General features: G+C 69.0%; 14 protein-coding genes. 12 read left to right on the forward strand and 2 right to left on the reverse strand.

Translation table 11 applies throughout. The features are described from left to right. The first annotated feature begins 41 nt into the window (after positions 1-41). On the forward strand, positions 42-1,391 hold the full coding sequence (locus ACTJJX_RS16235) for an 8-oxoguanine deaminase (RefSeq protein WP_016561478.1): 1,350 nt from the start codon (positions 42-44) through the stop codon (positions 1,389-1,391). 107 nt (positions 1,392-1,498) lie between these two features. Next, entirely contained in the window at positions 1,499-2,551 is a 1,053-nt protein-coding gene (locus ACTJJX_RS16240; protein WP_003106723.1) for a nucleoside hydrolase, read from the forward strand. Between the two features lie 27 nt (positions 2,552-2,578). Here ACTJJX_RS16240 and ACTJJX_RS16245 read toward each other — a convergent pair whose 3' ends face one another. Then, positions 2,579-3,205: a nucleoside 2-deoxyribosyltransferase gene (locus tag ACTJJX_RS16245; RefSeq protein WP_003117212.1), complete on the reverse strand. Its 627-nt coding sequence runs from the start codon at positions 3,203-3,205 to the stop codon at positions 2,579-2,581. 121 nt (positions 3,206-3,326) lie between these two features. Next, entirely contained in the window at positions 3,327-3,842 is a 516-nt protein-coding gene (locus tag ACTJJX_RS16250; RefSeq protein WP_003162250.1) for a nucleoside 2-deoxyribosyltransferase, read from the reverse strand. A 238-nt stretch (positions 3,843-4,080) separates the two neighbouring features. Between ACTJJX_RS16250 and ACTJJX_RS16255 the strand changes: the two genes are divergently transcribed. The 10 genes from ACTJJX_RS16255 to ACTJJX_RS16300 all read left to right on the forward strand — a co-directional run bounded on the left by ACTJJX_RS16255 (position 4,081) and on the right by ACTJJX_RS16300 (position 15,257). After that, on the forward strand, positions 4,081-5,178 hold the full coding sequence (locus ACTJJX_RS16255; RefSeq protein WP_003118576.1) for a BMP family ABC transporter substrate-binding protein: 1,098 nt from the start codon (positions 4,081-4,083) through the stop codon (positions 5,176-5,178). 72 nt (positions 5,179-5,250) lie between these two features. After that, complete coding sequence (locus ACTJJX_RS16260) at positions 5,251-6,213, forward strand: oxidoreductase (protein WP_009875670.1); 963 nt, start codon at positions 5,251-5,253, stop codon at positions 6,211-6,213. A 104-nt stretch (positions 6,214-6,317) separates the two neighbouring features. Beyond that, a complete protein-coding gene (locus ACTJJX_RS16265) occupies positions 6,318-7,268 on the forward strand; it encodes an adenosine deaminase (RefSeq protein WP_016852323.1) in 951 nt (316 codons plus the stop codon). Between the two features lie 196 nt (positions 7,269-7,464). Continuing rightward, the gene (locus ACTJJX_RS16270; protein WP_003112642.1) at positions 7,465-8,010 is read left to right on the forward strand and encodes an RNA polymerase sigma factor; all 546 of its coding nucleotides are present in this window, start codon (positions 7,465-7,467) and stop codon (positions 8,008-8,010) included. Further along, on the forward strand, positions 8,007-9,002 hold the full coding sequence (locus ACTJJX_RS16275) for a FecR family protein (RefSeq protein WP_009875671.1): 996 nt from the start codon (positions 8,007-8,009) through the stop codon (positions 9,000-9,002). The genes ACTJJX_RS16270 and ACTJJX_RS16275 overlap by 4 nt, the downstream gene beginning before the upstream one ends. Positions 9,003-9,149: 147 nt before the next feature. After that, positions 9,150-11,537, forward strand: a complete 2,388-nt coding sequence (locus ACTJJX_RS16280) for a TonB-dependent siderophore receptor (RefSeq protein WP_010793575.1) — start codon at positions 9,150-9,152, stop codon at positions 11,535-11,537. Positions 11,538-11,823: 286 nt separating this feature from the next. Next, a complete protein-coding gene (gene pcaQ / locus ACTJJX_RS16285; protein WP_003102186.1) occupies positions 11,824-12,741 on the forward strand; it encodes a pca operon transcription factor PcaQ in 918 nt (305 codons plus the stop codon). A 134-nt stretch (positions 12,742-12,875) separates the two neighbouring features. After that, positions 12,876-13,595, forward strand: coding sequence for a protocatechuate 3,4-dioxygenase subunit beta (gene pcaH, locus ACTJJX_RS16290; RefSeq protein ID WP_003102187.1), 720 nt, complete (start codon positions 12,876-12,878; stop codon positions 13,593-13,595). A gap of 10 nt (positions 13,596-13,605) precedes the next feature. Next, entirely contained in the window at positions 13,606-14,211 is a 606-nt protein-coding gene (gene pcaG / locus ACTJJX_RS16295) for a protocatechuate 3,4-dioxygenase subunit alpha (RefSeq protein ID WP_003102189.1), read from the forward strand. A gap of 206 nt (positions 14,212-14,417) precedes the next feature. Further along, entirely contained in the window at positions 14,418-15,257 is an 840-nt protein-coding gene (locus ACTJJX_RS16300) for an IclR family transcriptional regulator domain-containing protein (protein ID WP_003083866.1), read from the forward strand. The last annotated feature ends 94 nt before the right edge of the window (positions 15,258-15,351 follow it).

Raw genomic sequence — 15,351 nt, forward strand, 5'->3', positions numbered from 1 at the left:
CAGCGTTTGCGCCGGCCCGCCGATCCGACGAAGGTCCGCACATGTCCCGCACCTGGATTCGCAATCCCCTCGCCATCTTCACCGCCAACGGTCTCGACGCCGCCGGCGGCCTGGTCGTCGAAGACGGCCGCATCGTCGAGCTGCTCGGCGCTGGCCAGCAGCCCGCACAACCTTGCGCCAGCCAGTTCGACGCCAGCCGGCACGTGGTGTTGCCGGGGCTGGTCAACACCCATCACCACTTCTACCAGACCCTCACCCGCGCCTGGGCGCCGGTGGTCAACCAGCCGCTGTTCCCCTGGCTGAAGACCCTCTACCCGGTCTGGGCGCGGCTGACCCCGGAGAAACTCGAACTGGCCACCAAGGTGGCGCTGGCCGAGCTGCTGTTGTCCGGGTGTACCACTGCCGCCGACCACCACTACCTGTTTCCCGGCGGCCTCGAACAGGCCATCGACGTGCAGGCCGGGGTGGTCGAGGAACTGGGCATGCGCGCCATGCTCACCCGCGGCTCGATGAGCCTCGGTGAGAAGGACGGCGGCTTGCCGCCGCAGCAGACGGTGCAGGAGGCCGAGACCATCCTCGCCGACAGCGAGCGACTGATCGCCCGCTACCACCAGCGCGGAGACGGTGCCCGGGTGCAGATCGCCCTGGCGCCCTGCTCGCCGTTCTCGGTGACTCCGGAGATCATGCGCGCCAGCGCCGAACTGGCGGCGCGCCACGACGTACGCCTGCACACCCACCTGGCGGAGACCCTCGACGAGGAAGACTTCTGCCTGCAGCGCTTCGGCCTGCGCACCGTGGACTACCTGGATAGCGTCGGCTGGCTCGGCCCGCGCACCTGGCTGGCCCACGGCATCCACTTCAACGCCGAGGAGATCCGCCGGCTCGGCGAGGCGGGCACCGGTATCTGCCATTGCCCGAGTTCGAACATGCGCCTGGCCTCGGGCATCTGCCCGACCGTGGAGCTGGAGGCGGCCGGCGCGCCGATCGGCCTGGGAGTCGATGGCTCGGCCTCCAACGACGCCTCGAACATGATCCTCGAGGCGCGCCAGGCCCTGTACCTGCAACGCCTGCGCTACGGCGCCGAGCGGATCACCCCGGAACTCGCCCTGGGCTGGGCAACCCGTGGCTCGGCACGCCTGCTCGGGCGCAGCGACATCGGCGAGCTGGCCCCCGGCAAGCAGGCCGACCTGGCCTTGTTCAAGCTCGACGAGCTGCGCTTCTCGGGTAGCCACGACCCGCTCTCGGCGCTGCTGCTGTGCGCTGCCGACCGCGCCGACCGGGTAATGGTCGGCGGCGCCTGGCGAGTGGTCGACGGTGCCGTGGAGGGCCTCGACCTGGCCGCCCTGATCGCCCGCCACCGCGCTGCGGCGAGTGCCCTGATCGCCGGTTGATGCGGGTTCCGGTAGGGGAAGCGCCGTGCTTCCTCTGTCGGTTCGCATAGGTCGGCGCGTGGCCCGCAACTGGCTAGACTGTGGCATTCCCCACCAGGAGCCGCCCCATGTCACGCGCCGCCCGCCCATGCAATCGCTTTTGCAGCCTTCTGCTAGGACTCGCCCTGCTGATGCCCGCCAGCCTTCCTCTGTCCGCTGCCGAAACGGTGGCGCCGCCATCGCCGCGGACGCTGATCATCGACACCGATCCGGGCGCCGACGATGTGATCGCCCTGCTGTTCGCCATGGCCTCGCCGAAGGAGCTGAAGATCCAGGCGCTGACCACCGTCGCCGGCAACGTGCCGCTGGAAAAGACCGCGCGTAACGCCCGGCTGGCCCGCGAGTGGGGCAAGCGCCCGGATATCCCGGTCTACGCCGGCGCTCCGCGACCGCTGCTGCGCACGCCGATCTACGCCGCCGACGTGCACGGCAGCGAAGGCATCAGCGGCGTCGAGGTGCATGAGCCGAAGCAGCCGCTGGCCGAAGGTAACGCCGTGGACTACCTGATCCGCACCTTGCGTGCGGCGCCGGAGAAGAGCGTGACCCTGGCCATGCTCGGCCCGGAGACCAACCTCGCGCTGGCCCTGACCCAGGCCCCGGACATCGTCAAGGGCATCCGCGAGATCGTGATCATGGGCGGCGCCCACTTCAACGGCGGCAACATCACCCCGGCCGCCGAATTCAATATCTTCGCCGACCCCCACGCGGCGGAAATCGTGCTCAAGAGCGGGGCGCCGATCACCATGCTGCCGCTCGACGTGACCCACAAGATCCTCACCAGCCCCGAGCGCATCGCCAAGCTGCGCAACCTCGGCAACCAGGCCGGCAAGACCGTCGCCGACATCCTCGACGCCTACGTCCAGTACGACATCAAGTACTACGGCCTGAAGGGCGGCCCGGTGCACGACGCCACGGTGGTCGCCTACCTGCTCAAGCCCTCGCTGTTCAAGGGCAAGCGGATCAACGTGCAGGTCGACAGCCGCGAGGGCATCACCTTCGGCCAGACCGTGGCCGACTGGTACGGCGGCCTCAAGCAGCCGGCCAACGTCGAGTGGATCAACGAGGGCGACGCCCAGGGGTTCTTCGACCTGCTCACCGAGCGTATCGCCCGCCTGCCCTGAGTCTCTCGTCGTACGGCCGGCGCCGGGTCAGCCGTGGCGCCGGCTGGCGAGTTGGCGCAGGGCCTGCTCGGCGTCGCCGACGACTAGCGTTGCCGGCACCGCCAGCATCAGGTTGAGCGGCAGGCCGAACTCTTCCAGGGTCATGCCGTCGCGGTCGCGGGTCGGATCCTCGCCGATCAGCTCCGGGGCGTGCCGGCGGATTCGCTCGGCGTAGCTGCCGGCGTCGTCGACGTAGCCATAGACCGGCTTGCCGAGGGCGGTGGCATAGCCGACCTCGAAGGCGGTGCCGCTGTCCGGCTCGGCGCCGCGGAAGAAGTTCAGGTTGGCCAGCACCGCGTCGGCGCGTTCGATCAGGCCGATGTTGGCGCGGTAGATCCAGGCCGCCTGTTCGCGCGGCTCGGCGAGCTGTTTCGGCAGCGCGTTGTCCAGCGGGTAGAGGCCCTCGAAACCGTAGCGTGCGCACAGTGCCTTGAGTGCTTCGCCGTGGGCGACGGCGTCGGCGCGGAACACATCGGGACCGGCCAGATAGAGTTTCCGCGGCCTGGCCGCGGCGCGTACACCCGGCAGGCTGCCGAGCAGGGCGCCGGCGGGCAGCAGCAGGGCTGCCAGGCGCAGGAAGGTACGACGGCTGCTGGAACCCTTGGATCGGTTCATCGGATGCCTCTTGCAGGCCGGCCTCCCGGATGGGGCCGTTGTTGTCCAGGATTATGGCCGGCAAGCGACGGGCCGGGCGGCGGCTATCTGCCAGCAGCTAGGCGACGGCCTTCCCGCGATGTCAGGCGCGCTCGAGTTCCTCGGCGAGGCGTCGCAGAGCCTCGCGCGGGCCGCCGGCGACCAGCCGCGAAGGCACCGCCAGCATCAGGTTCAATGGCAGGCCGAAACCCTCCAGTTGCCAACCGTCGCGGTCCTCGCCGGGGTGCTCGCCGAGCCATTCCGGGGCCAGCCGGGCGAGGCGCTCGGTGTAGGCGCCGGCATCGCTGAGGTAGGCATATACCGGCTTGCCCAGGGCCAGGGCGTAACCCACTTCGAAGGCGGTGCCGCTGTCCGGCTCGCTGCCGCGGAACGGTTCGAGGTTGGCCAGCACGCAGTCGGCGCGCTCGATCAGGCCGACATTGGCGCGGTAGATCCAGGCGGCCTGTGCGGCTGGCTCGCGGATGTCGGCGGGCAGGGCGTGGTCGAGCGGGTAGAGGCCGACGAAGCCGAACTCGGCGCAGAGCGCCTTGAGGGTTTCGCCATGGGCTTCGGCGTCGGGGCGGAAGACGTCCGGCCCGGCCAGGTAGATCGCGGTCATCGCGTGCGTGCCTTGTTACGGAAAGCCAGCGCCCATGGTAGCGCCATCGTGGCGGCGCCGGCATGCACCAAGCGATGGCGCGCTGCACCGTCCTGCAGCCGCGCCGGCATGACGCGGCGCGCAGAAGCGCGAGCTTGAGCGGAGTTGTCCGGGTGGTCAGGTAATTGCATCGGCGGGCGGGCTGAACGCGAAGCCACGCCCGATGGCCAACCCTGCACTCACCGGAGCACGCCCATCCATGAAACACCGTCGCACGCAATCCCGCATGTCCGTCCTGCGCCGCCTTGCCGCCGTCCTCGGCCTCGGCGCCTGCGCTCTCGCCGCCGAGGCCGCCGAACCACTGAAGATCGGCTTCGTCTATGTCGGCCCGGTCGGCGACCACGGCTGGACCTACCAGCACGAACTGGGCCGCCGCGAACTGGTGGAGCACTTCGGCGACAAGGTGAAGACCAGCTTCGTCGAGAACGTCGCCGAGGGCGCCGACGCCGAGCGGGTCATCCGCAACCTGGCGAAAGACGGCTACGGCCTGGTCTTCACCACCTCCTTCGGCTACATGAACCCTACCGCCAAGGTGGCCCGGCAGTTTCCCAAGGTGACCTTCGAGCACGCCACCGGCTACAAGCGCGACAGGAACCTCGGCACCTACCTGTCGCGCTCCTACGAGGGACGCTACGTCGGCGGCTTCCTCGCGGCGAAGATGACCCGCAGCCACAAGATCGGCTACATCGCCTCGTTTCCGATTCCCGAGGTGATCCGCGACATCAACGCGATCCAGCTGGCGCTGGACAAATACGACCCGCAGGCCGAACTCAAGGTGATGTGGGTGAGCACCTGGTTCGATCCGGGCAAGGAGGCCGACGCGGCCAACGCGCTGATCGACCAGGGCGTCGACGTGGTGTTCCAGCACACCGATAGCCCGGCGCCGATCCAGGCCGCCGAGCGTCGCGGGGTGTACGCCGTGGGCTACGCCTCGGACATGCAGCACTTCGGTCCGAAGACCGTGCTCACCTCGATCGTCAACGACTGGGGCCCGCACTATATCCGCTCGGCCCAGGCGGTGATGGACGGCACCTGGAAATCCGAGGACTTCTGGGGTGGCCTGGCCGAGAGTACGGTGGTCCTGCCGCTGAACCAGGAGGTGCTGCCGGCGCCGGTGCGGGAAGAGGCGGGCAGGCTGATCGAGTCGATCCGTAGCGGAGCCTTCCACCCCTTCACCGGGCCGATCCGCGACCAGTCCGGCAAGGAGCGTTTCGCCGCCGGCGTCAGCGCGACCAATGCCGACCTGGCGTCGATGAACTATTACGTGGAAGGCATCAAGGCCGACCTGCCGAAGTGAGCCCTGGCCTTGTATGGAAAAAGTCGCCGAGCGCAGGCACTTTCCGTACAGGACCCATCGAGGAGAGCGCGATTGGACCGTCTACCCATCATCGACATCGCCCCGCTCTACGGCGCCGACCGTGGCGCCTGGAACGACGTGGCGCGGCGGATCGACCAGGCCTGCCGCGAGTGGGGCTTCTTCTACATCGCCGGACACCCGTTGCCGGCCGCGCGCTTCGAAGCCCTGCTGGCGGCGGCGCGGGAGTTCTTCGCGCTGCCCGTCGAAGAGAAGCTGAAGATCGATATCACCCGTAGCCGCAATCATCGCGGCTATGGCGCGATCGCCACCGAGCAGCTCGACCCGGCGTTGCCCAGCGACTTCAAGGAGACCTTCGACATGGCCCTGCACCTGCCGGCGGAGCATCCCGACGTGCGCGCCGGCAAGTCCTTCTACGGGCCCAACCGACACCCCGACCTGCCCGGCTGGGAGGCCCTGCTGGAAGGACACTATGCCGACATGCTGACGCTGGCCCGTACCGTGCTGCGCGCCCTGGCCATCGCCCTGGGGATCGAGGAGGACTTCTTCGATCGCCGCTTCGAGCAGCCGGTCAGCGTGTTCCGCCTGATCCACTATCCGCCGGCCTCGGCCCGGCAGAGCGCCGACCAGCCCGGCGCCGGCGCGCACACCGACTACGGCTGCGTGACCCTGCTCTACCAGGACGCCGCCGGTGGCCTGCAAGTGCAGAACCGCCAGGGCGAATGGATCGACGCGCCGCCCATCGACGGCACCTTCGTGGTCAACATCGGCGACATGATGGCGCGCTGGAGCAACGACCGTTACCGCTCGACCCCGCACCGGGTGATCAGCCCGCGCGGGGTGCACCGCTACTCCATGCCGTTCTTCGCCGAACCGCACATGGACACCGAGATCCGCTGCCTGCCGGGCTGCTTCGACGCGGACAACCCGCCGAAGTATCCGCCGACCACCTGTGGCGATTGGCTGACCTCGCGCTTCGCGCAGACCTATGCCTATCGGCGCGGCGAAACGGCCTGAGCCGCCCGTCGCGCGCGGGAGCGGCTCGCGGGTTTGCCGCGGGCCTGACTCCCGGGACAGGTTAAACTTGCCGGCCAAGACCAGCCTGATCGAGAACCCACCCCATGTACGAATGGCTCAACGCCTTGCCCAAGGCCGAACTGCACCTGCACCTGGAAGGTACCCTGGAGCCGGAGCTGCTGTTCGCCCTCGCCGAGCGCAACCGCATCGCCCTGCCCTGGAACGACGTCGAGACCCTGCGCAAGGCCTACGCCTTCAACAACCTGCAGGAATTCCTCGACCTCTACTACGCCGGCGCCGACGTGCTGCGCACCGAGCAGGACTTCTACGACCTGACCTGGGCCTACCTGCAGAAGTGCAAGGCGCAGAACGTCGTCCACGTCGAGCCGTTCTTCGACCCGCAGACCCACACCGATCGCGGCATTCCCTTCGAGGTGGTGCTCGCCGGCATCCGCGCCGCGCTACGGGACGGCGAGAAGCTGCTGGGCATCCGCCATGGGCTGATCCTCAGCTTCCTCCGCCACCTCAGCGAGGAACAGGCGCAGAAAACCCTCGACCAGGCGCTGCCGTTCCGCGACGCCTTCATCGCCATCGGCCTCGACAGCTCGGAAGTAGGGCATCCGCCGAGCAAGTTCCAGCGGGTCTTCGACCGGGCCCGCAGCGAAGGCTTCCTCACCGTCGCCCATGCCGGCGAGGAGGGGCCGCCCGAGTACATATGGGAAGCCCTCGACCTGCTCAAGGTCGAGCGCATCGACCACGGCGTACGCGCCTTCGAGGACGAGCGGCTGATGCGGCGGCTGATCGACGAACAGATCCCGCTGACCGTCTGCCCGCTGTCCAACACCAAGCTCTGCGTGTTCGACGACATGAGCCAGCACACCATCCTCGACATGCTCGAACGCGGCGTGAAGGTGACGGTGAACTCCGATGACCCGGCCTACTTCGGCGGCTATGTCACCGAGAACTTCCATGCCTTGCAGCAGAGCCTGGGAATGACCGAGGAGCAGGCCAGGCGCCTGGCGCAGAACAGCCTGGATGCGCGCCTGGTGAAGTGAGGGGCGGCGTGCCGGGTAGCCCGGCGCGCGACCCGCAAGGCGTTTCGTCGTCGCCGGCTTCTCGGTATTGATGATAAGCATTATCATTTGCGGGCCTGCTCAGCATTCCCATGGCGCCGCCCCGGCGCCGGCTTTCGTGCAGCCGTCCTCACCGATGCCCGACCGCGACCTACCTCCCGGCCCGCGCCCGGATGCCTTGCCGGCAGACGGCGAGGCGGCGCGCCGCGCGGATCTCCTCAAGGCCTTCCTGGCCCAGCGCCAGCGCATGGAAAGCCTGGTCAGCCGCTGGGTCGGCTGCCGGGCGACCGCCGCCGACCTGGTCCAGGAGCTGTTCCTGCGTTTCTGGCGGCGCCCGGCCGCCCCGGTGGAGGAGCTTGGCAGCTACCTCCTGCGCAGCGCGCGCAACCTGGCCATCGACCACTTGCGTGGCGAAGGATCGCGGCAACGGCAACTGGACGATTGGCTGCCGGAGCAGCGCCAGGGCGAGCCGGTCGGTCCCGAGCAGGCGCTCGAGGCCGGCGACCAGTGGCGCCGGGTCGAGGCCGCCTTGCGCGGCCTGCCCGAGCGGACCCGGCGGATTTTCCTGCTCAATCGCATCCACGGCCGCACCTACGCGGAGATCGCCCAGGCCATGCAGCTTTCCCAAAGCGCCGTGGAAAAACATATGATGCGCGCCCTCGACGCCTGCAAGGCGAGCCTGGCCGGCCCGGCCGGCGAGCAGGCAAGGAGCGCCCAGCCATGACCCGACCCGATAGCGACGCCGCGCCCTACGAGCCCGTCCTCGAGCAGACCGCCCAGGCCTGGCTGGTGCGCCTGCGCGGTACGCCGGATGCGGCGACCCGGCGGGCCTTCGAGGACTGGCTGGCGCAGCGGCCGGCGCATGCCGAGGCCTATGCCCGCGCCGAGGCGCTCTGGCGCCTGACGGAAATACCGGCGAGCCGCCTGGCCATCGAAGAGGCCGATGCCCTGGAAGCCTACCTGCGGCCGCGCCGAGCGTCGCGCAACCCGCGGCGCTGGGCCTACCCGCTGGCCAGCGTCGCCTGCCTGCTGGCGATGCTCTGGCTGGGCGGCTGGTGGCAGCCCGGCGACTGGCTGCAGGACTGGCGTGCCGACTATGTCGCCGCGCCGGGACAGGTCGCCGAATGGAAGCTGGCCGATGGCTCCTACCTGAGCCTGGACGCCGGCAGCGCGGTGCGCGTGCGTATCGACGGCGGCCAGCGGCGGGTCGAACTGCTGCGCGGCGCCGCCGCGTTGCGGGTGAAGCGCGACGCGCTGCCATTCGTGGTCGAGGCCGGCGAAGGCCGGGCGCGGGTACTGGGCACCGAGTTCGAGGTCCGTCGCGGCGCCGGGGCGACCCGCGTCACCGTGCTGCAAGGGCGGGTCGCGGTGAGCGCCGGCACGGGCGCGGGCGCCGCCGAGGAAGTGCTGGGCGCCGGCCAGCAGGTCGGCTTCGCCGACGGCAGGCTGGGCCGGCCCGTGGCCATCGACGCCGCCGCCGCGCTGGCCTGGCGCCAGGGCTGGCTGAGCTTCTACCGGCGGCCGCTGGCGGAAGTGCTCGACGAACTCGCTCGCTACTACCCCGGACGCATTCTCCTGCTCGACGACGCGCTCGGCCGCCAGCCGGTCAGCGGCAGCTTCCGCAGCGACGATCCCGAAGCCGCGCTGAAGTCGCTGCAGGCGGTGCTCGGCTATCGCCAGCAGATCCTGTTCGGACGCCTGGTGGTGATTCGCTGACGGCGGCCCCGCTCCGTTTGGCCGCAGGAATCTTTCCCGGCGAAGAATTTTTTTGCCCTGCGGGGTGAGGTAAATCCGGCGCCGCTTCGTGTAGTGCTCATGACCGCGATTGATTCGCATTAGAAAAGCGACCGACACGAGCAACCCATGACCCCGTTCCCGCGCTTCGCCCTGCGTACTCTCCCCGCCCTGTTCCTCAGCCTCGGCTGTCTCGCCGCCACCGTGCAGGCCGCCGAGGCGGTTCGCTACCGCTTCAGCCAGGCTGCCGCGCCGCTGGCCCAGGCGCTCAACGCGTTCAGCCGGGCCAGCGGGCAGACGCTGCTCTACACCGCCGAGCTGCCGCCGCAGGCGACCGCTCCGGCATTGCACGGTTCGCTGGACGCGGAGGAGGCGCTGCAACGCCTGCTGCAGGGCAGCGGCCTGCGCGCGCGGCGGATCGACGAGCGCACCCTGACCCTGGAGCCGATCCCCGCCAGCGGCGCGCTCGACCTCGATGCCACGACGGTCTCCGCCGCCGCCCCGGCGCAGGGCTACCGGCCGGCGGCCAACGCCTCGATCAGCCGCGGCGATGCGCCGCTACTGGAAATCCCCCAGGCGATCAGCGTGGTCCCGGCACAGGCGCTGCAGGACCAGCGCCCGCGCAACCTTGACGACGCGCTGGGCAACATCAGCGGCATCACCCAGGCCAACACCCTCGGCGGTACCCAGGACGCGGTGATGAAGCGCGGCTTCGGCGACAACCGCGACGGCTCGATCATGCGCGACGGCATGCCCTCGGTGCAGGGCCGCAATTTCACCGCCACCGCCGACCACGTCGAGGTGCTGAAGGGGCCAGCATCCCTGCTCTATGGCATCCAGGACCCGGGCGGGGTGGTCAACGTGGTGAGCAAGAAGCCACAACTGCAACAAGCCAACGCCCTGACCCTGCGTGGCTCGGCCTACGCCCACGGGCGCAACGGCAGCGGCGGCCAGCTCGACTCCACCGGCCCGCTGGGCGACAGCGGACTGGCCTACCGGATGATCCTCGATCATGAGGACGAGGATTACTGGCGCGACTTCGGCAAGAGTCGCGAGACGCTGGTGGCGCCCTCGCTGGCCTGGTACGGCGAGGACACGACGGTCAACCTGAGCTACGAGCACCGCGAGTTCACCACGCCGTTCGACCGTGGCACGGCCATCGACCCGCGTACCAACCGCCCGCTGGACATCCCGCGCAGCCGGCGCCTGGACGAGCCCTTCAACATCACCGAGGGCCGTTCCGAGCTGACCCGCCTGGATCTCGAACGGCAGCTCGACGACACCTGGAAGGCCCACTTCGGCTACGGCTACAGTCGCGAGACCTACGACGACAACCAGGCCCGGGTGATGGCCGTGAATGCCGACGGCACCCTGACCCGGCGCATGGACGGCACCCACGGCGCGGTCAGCAGCGACAGCTTCGCCACCCTCGGCCTGAGCGGAACGCTGCAACTGGCCGGGATGCAACATGACCTGCAATTCGGCATGGACCACGAGAAGCGCAAGATCTTCCGCGCCGACCTGCTGCGCGACAGCAAGACCAGCCGCTTCGACTACCTCGACCCGGTCTATGGCCAGGTGGTGCCGTCGACCCGGGTGGTCGCCGGCGACAGCGACCAGACCGACAAGCTGCGCAGCGACTCGCTGTACTTCCAGGACTCGATCCACCTGGACGAACGCTGGATCCTGGTCGGCGGCGCGCGCTACCAGATCTACGACCAGCTCGCCGGGCGCGGCCGGCCGTTCAACGCCAACACCGATATCAACGGGCAGAAATGGGTGCCGCGCGGCGGCCTGGTCTACCGCCTGAGCGACGAGGTTTCGCTGTACGGCAGCTACACGCGCTCGTTCAAGCCGAACTCGACCATCGCCCCGCTGAGCACCGGCGAGACCATCGATTCGGCGATCCTGCCGGAGGAGGCGACCTCCTGGGAGCTGGGCGCCAAGCTGGATGTGCCGGGGCGTCTCAGCGGCACCCTGGCGCTGTTCGACATTCGCAAGAAGAACGTGCTGGTCAACGAACTCGACGGTGCCGGCAACAGCAGCGTGCGCGCCGCCGGCCGGGTCCGCTCGCGCGGCCTGGAGCTGGACCTCACCGGCCAGCTCAGCGAACGCTGGAGCCTGATCGGCAGCTACGCCTGGCTCGCCGCGGAAGTCACCGAGGACCCGACCCTGGAGGGCAAGCGCCTGCAGAACGTGGCGCGCAACACCGCGTCGCTGTCGGCGGTCTACGAACTCGGCCAGCTCTTCGGCGGCGACCGCCTGCGCCTGGGCGGCGGCGCGCGCTACGTCGGCAAGCGCCCGGGCGACCCGGCCAATTCCTTCGACCTGCCGTCCTACACCGTGGCCGATGCCTTCGCCAGCTACGACACCCGCTTCGGCGGGCACGGCGTGAAGTTCCAGCTCAACGTGAAGAACCTGTTCGACCGCACCTACTACCCGTCCAGTGCCAATCGACTGTACGTGGCGATGGGCGAGCCCCGGCAGTTCCAGGTGTCGACGACGGTGGAGTTCTGAGTCGGCGCTCGCTCCAGGTGGGGTTCCCCGGCGTCCTCCTGGACGTGGAGGCCCCCCTGAAGGGCGAAGGGTCGGCGCGATGCTGCCCGACCATGCTCCATCCGGTTCCTTCTTCCCCCAGGGAAGGGATTGCCCGGCGCGTGAGTCGTTCCGCCATCCAGTGCCTTCTCCCTTTGGGGAAAGGAAGGCGGAGAACCGCCTGGCACGACCTCGCCGCACGCCACACCTCGTTCCCAACCCGCCCGTTGGGTACCATGCCCGCACCACTCGCCGCCACGGCCGCCCCATGAACCTCGACAACCGCATCAAGTTCCGCCACCTCGCCTGCTTCCTCGAAGTCGCCCGCCAGCGCAGCTTCGCCAAGGCGGCGGATGCCGTGGCGGTGTCGCAGCCGGCGATCTCCAAGACCCTCAAGGAACTGGAGGAAATCCTCGGCGCGCGCCTGTTCGAACGGAGCAAGGCCGGCGCCGAGCTGACCGAGGCGGGCGTGACCTTCCTGCGCTATGCCGGCCCCTGCGTGCAGGCCCTGCGCGACGGGGTGAACACCCTGCGCGGCCACGAGGCGCAGGTCGAGACGGTGCGGGTCGGCGTGCTGTCGACGGTGGAGAGCCTGGTGGTGCCCGAGGTGATCCGGCGCCTGCACCGGCGCCACGGTGCGCTGGTGGTCAGCGTCGCCACCGGACCCAGCGCCTACCTGCTGGCGCAACTGAAGGTCGGCGAGCTGGACCTGGTGGTCGGGCGGATGACCGATAGCCCGGACATCCAGGGCCTGACCTTCGAGCACCTGTACAGCGAGTCGATGATGCTGGTGGTGCGTCCCGGCCACCCCTTGCTCGCCGCGCCCCTCGGCGACCTGCAGCGGCTGGCCGAATTCCCACTGGTGCTGCCGCTGGCCGGCACCACCATCCGCCGCCACGCCGACAGCCTGTTCGTGCAGTGGGGCATCGCGCTCGCCGGACAGCGCCTGGAAACCCTCTCGCCGACCCTCAGCCGCAGCTATGTGTTGCGCAGCGAGGCGATCTGGGTGGCGCCGCGCGATGCCGTGCGCCTGGACGTCGGCAACGGCGAGCTGGCCGAGCTGGACCTGGGTATCCGCGAACCGGGCGGTTCGGTCGGGCTGTGCCACAACGCGGCCTTGCCGTTGCCGCTGGGGGCGCAATGGTTCAGCGCGGTGTTGCGCGAGGTGGCCGCCGAGTTGCACTGATAAAGCATAACCAAATGGTTATGTATGGGGCCGGATAATTCACTGTCCCCGTCCCGCCTCCTGCGCAAGACTTCGTTTTCCATGCCTGAATCCACAAGCCTGGCGACCGATAACGCGAATAACAGGAGCCCGACATGCACGACGCCGAAAGCCGTCGTTTCGTCATCCGTGACCGAAACTGGCACCCCAAAGCCTTGACCCCCGACTACAAGACCTCCGTGCCGCGCTCGCCGAGCCAGGCGCTGGTGAGCATCCCGCAATCGCTCTCGGAAACCAGCGGGCCGGACTTCTCCCACCTCAGGCTCGGCCGCCACGACAACGACCTGCTGCTCAACTTCGACCACGGCGGCCTGCCCCAGGGCGAGCGCATCATCATGTTCGGCCGGGTCTTCGACCAGTACGGCAAGCCGGTCCCGCACACCCTGGTGGAGATGTGGCAGGCCAACGCCGGCGGGCGCTACCGGCACAAGAACGACCGCTACCTGGCGCCGCTCGACCCGAACTTCGGCGGCGTCGGCCGGACCCTCACCGACAGCGAGGGCCACTATTACTTCCGCACCATCAAGCCCGGGCCCTATCCCTGGCGCAACGGCCCCAACGACTGGCGCCCGGCGCACATCCACGTGTCTGTCAGCGGCCCGGCGATCGCCGCGCGGCTGGTCACCCAGATGTACTTCGAGGGCGACCCGCTGATCCCCAAGTGCCCGATCATCCGCACCCTTGCCGACCCGGAGGCGGCGCAGAGCCTGATCGGCCGGCTCGACATGAGCATGGCCAACCCGATGGATTGCCTGGCCTACCGCTTCGACATCGTCCTGCGCGGGCAGCGCAAGACCTTCTTCGAGAACGCCTGAGGAGCCGACCATGAGCCACGAACTGCTGCGGGAAACCCCTTCCCAGACCGCCGGTCCCTATGTCCACATCGGCCTGGCGCTGGCCGCCGCCGGCAACCCGACCCGTGACCTGGAGATCTGGAACCGCATGGCCCGCGAAGACGCGCCGGGCCAGCACATCCTCCTGCTCGGCCACGTCTACGACGGCAACGGCCACCTGGTGCGCGACTCGTTCCTGGAGTTCTGGCAGGCCGACAGCGAAGGCCGCTACCAGGAGCGCTACGATCCGGAGCGACCGTTCAACAGCTTCGGCCGCACCGCCACCACCTTCGATGCCGGCGAGTGGACCCTGCACACGGTCAAGCCGGGGGTGGTGCGTAACGCCCAGGGCGTGCCGATGGCGCCGCACATCAACGTCTCGCTGTTCGCCCGCGGCATCAACATCCACTTGCAGACCCGGCTGTACTTCGATGACGAGACCGAGGCCAACGCCGCCTGTCCGGTGCTCAACCTGATCGAGCAGGCGCCGCGTCGCGACACCCTGCTCGCGCGGCGCTGCGAAGTGGACGGACAGCTCGCCTACCGTTTCGACATCCGCATCCAGGGCGACAACGAGACGGTGTTCTTTGACTTCTAGGCGCATCGATCGCGCGGGAAGGAAGGGCGCCCTTGCCGGAGCGGCAAGGGCGTACCCAGAACCCGCCGATGGGTACCTGACATTACTCCCGGAGGGCGATGGGTAGCCCCGACAGTACTACAGTCGGAGGCGCTCCGGTCAATTGCGATGATCGAACGAGTGTCCGATAATCGGCGAGCCTTTCCGTGACCCGAGCCCGAACGTCCATGAGCGAACTCCCGGAACACCCCGCCACCCTGGCGCCGCCGACCGTCCTTTCGCCGGCCAAGCGCATCGAGGCCTTCACCGGCGATCCCAACTTCATGACCTCGCTGGCCCGTGGCCTGGCGGTGATCCATGCGTTCCAGGAGCGCAAGCGGCACCTGACCATCGCCCAGATCAGCCACCGCACCGAGATACCCCGCGCCGCCGTGCGTCGCTGCCTGCACACGCTGATGCAGCTTGGCTACGCCACCACCGACGGGCGCACCTACTCGCTGTTGCCGAAGGTGCTCACCCTCGGCCACGCCTACCTGTCGTCGACGCCGCTGGCGATCACTGCGCAGCCGATCCTCGACCGCCTCAGCGAACAGCTCCACGAAGCCTGTTCGATGGCCACCCTGGAGGGCGACGACGTGCTCTACATCGCCCGTTCGGCCACTCCCCAGCGGCTGATTTCGGTGGACCTCAACGTCGGCAGCCGGCTGCCCGCCTATTGCACCTCGATGGGCCGCATCCTCCTCGCCGCGCTGGACGACGACGCGCTGCACGCCTACTTCGGCGGAGTGGAGATGCAGGCCAAGACCAGCCGTACCCTGTATACCCCCGAGACCCTGCTGCCGTGCCTGGTGGAGATTCGTCGCCAGGGCTGGTGCATCGTCGACCAGGAGCTGGAAGTCGGCCTGCGCTCGCTGGCGGTGCCGGTACGCGACTCCGCCGGCCATGTGCTCGCCGCGCTGAACGTCGGCACCCATGCCGGGCGGGTCTCCCGCGCCGAACTGGAAAGCCGTTTCCTGCCGTTGCTGCTGGAGGCCAGCCGCGAGCTGAGCGCGCGCCTGTTCACCTGACGCCGGAGGCGATCCCCTCCACAAGTTTGGAAAAGGAACCCCCGCTTCCATCTGATAGTCGCAATCCTTGGGGACGCGGCTAGAATCCCTGCCA

It is taken from the genome of Pseudomonas sp. 22490 (assembly GCF_052044465.1).
Lineage (GTDB): Bacteria > Pseudomonadota > Gammaproteobacteria > Pseudomonadales > Pseudomonadaceae > Pseudomonas > Pseudomonas aeruginosa.

Coding starts and splice junctions, on each gene's coding strand:
- ACTJJX_RS16235 (WP_016561478.1), top strand. CDS start 42: ATGTCCCGCACCTGGATTCGCAATCCCCTCGCCATCTTCACCGCCAAC.
- ACTJJX_RS16240 (WP_003106723.1), top strand. CDS start 1,499: ATGTCACGCGCCGCCCGCCCATGCAATCGCTTTTGCAGCCTTCTGCTA.
- ACTJJX_RS16245 (WP_003117212.1), bottom strand. CDS start 3,205: ATGAACCGATCCAAGGGTTCCAGCAGCCGTCGTACCTTCCTGCGCCTG.
- ACTJJX_RS16250 (WP_003162250.1), bottom strand. CDS start 3,842: ATGACCGCGATCTACCTGGCCGGGCCGGACGTCTTCCGCCCCGACGCC.
- ACTJJX_RS16255 (WP_003118576.1), top strand. CDS start 4,081: ATGAAACACCGTCGCACGCAATCCCGCATGTCCGTCCTGCGCCGCCTT.
- ACTJJX_RS16265 (WP_016852323.1), top strand. CDS start 6,318: ATGTACGAATGGCTCAACGCCTTGCCCAAGGCCGAACTGCACCTGCAC.
- ACTJJX_RS16275 (WP_009875671.1), top strand. CDS start 8,007: ATGACCCGACCCGATAGCGACGCCGCGCCCTACGAGCCCGTCCTCGAG.
- ACTJJX_RS16280 (WP_010793575.1), top strand. CDS start 9,150: ATGACCCCGTTCCCGCGCTTCGCCCTGCGTACTCTCCCCGCCCTGTTC.
- pcaQ (WP_003102186.1), top strand. CDS start 11,824: ATGAACCTCGACAACCGCATCAAGTTCCGCCACCTCGCCTGCTTCCTC.
- pcaH (WP_003102187.1), top strand. CDS start 12,876: ATGCACGACGCCGAAAGCCGTCGTTTCGTCATCCGTGACCGAAACTGG.
- pcaG (WP_003102189.1), top strand. CDS start 13,606: ATGAGCCACGAACTGCTGCGGGAAACCCCTTCCCAGACCGCCGGTCCC.
- ACTJJX_RS16300 (WP_003083866.1), top strand. CDS start 14,418: ATGAGCGAACTCCCGGAACACCCCGCCACCCTGGCGCCGCCGACCGTC.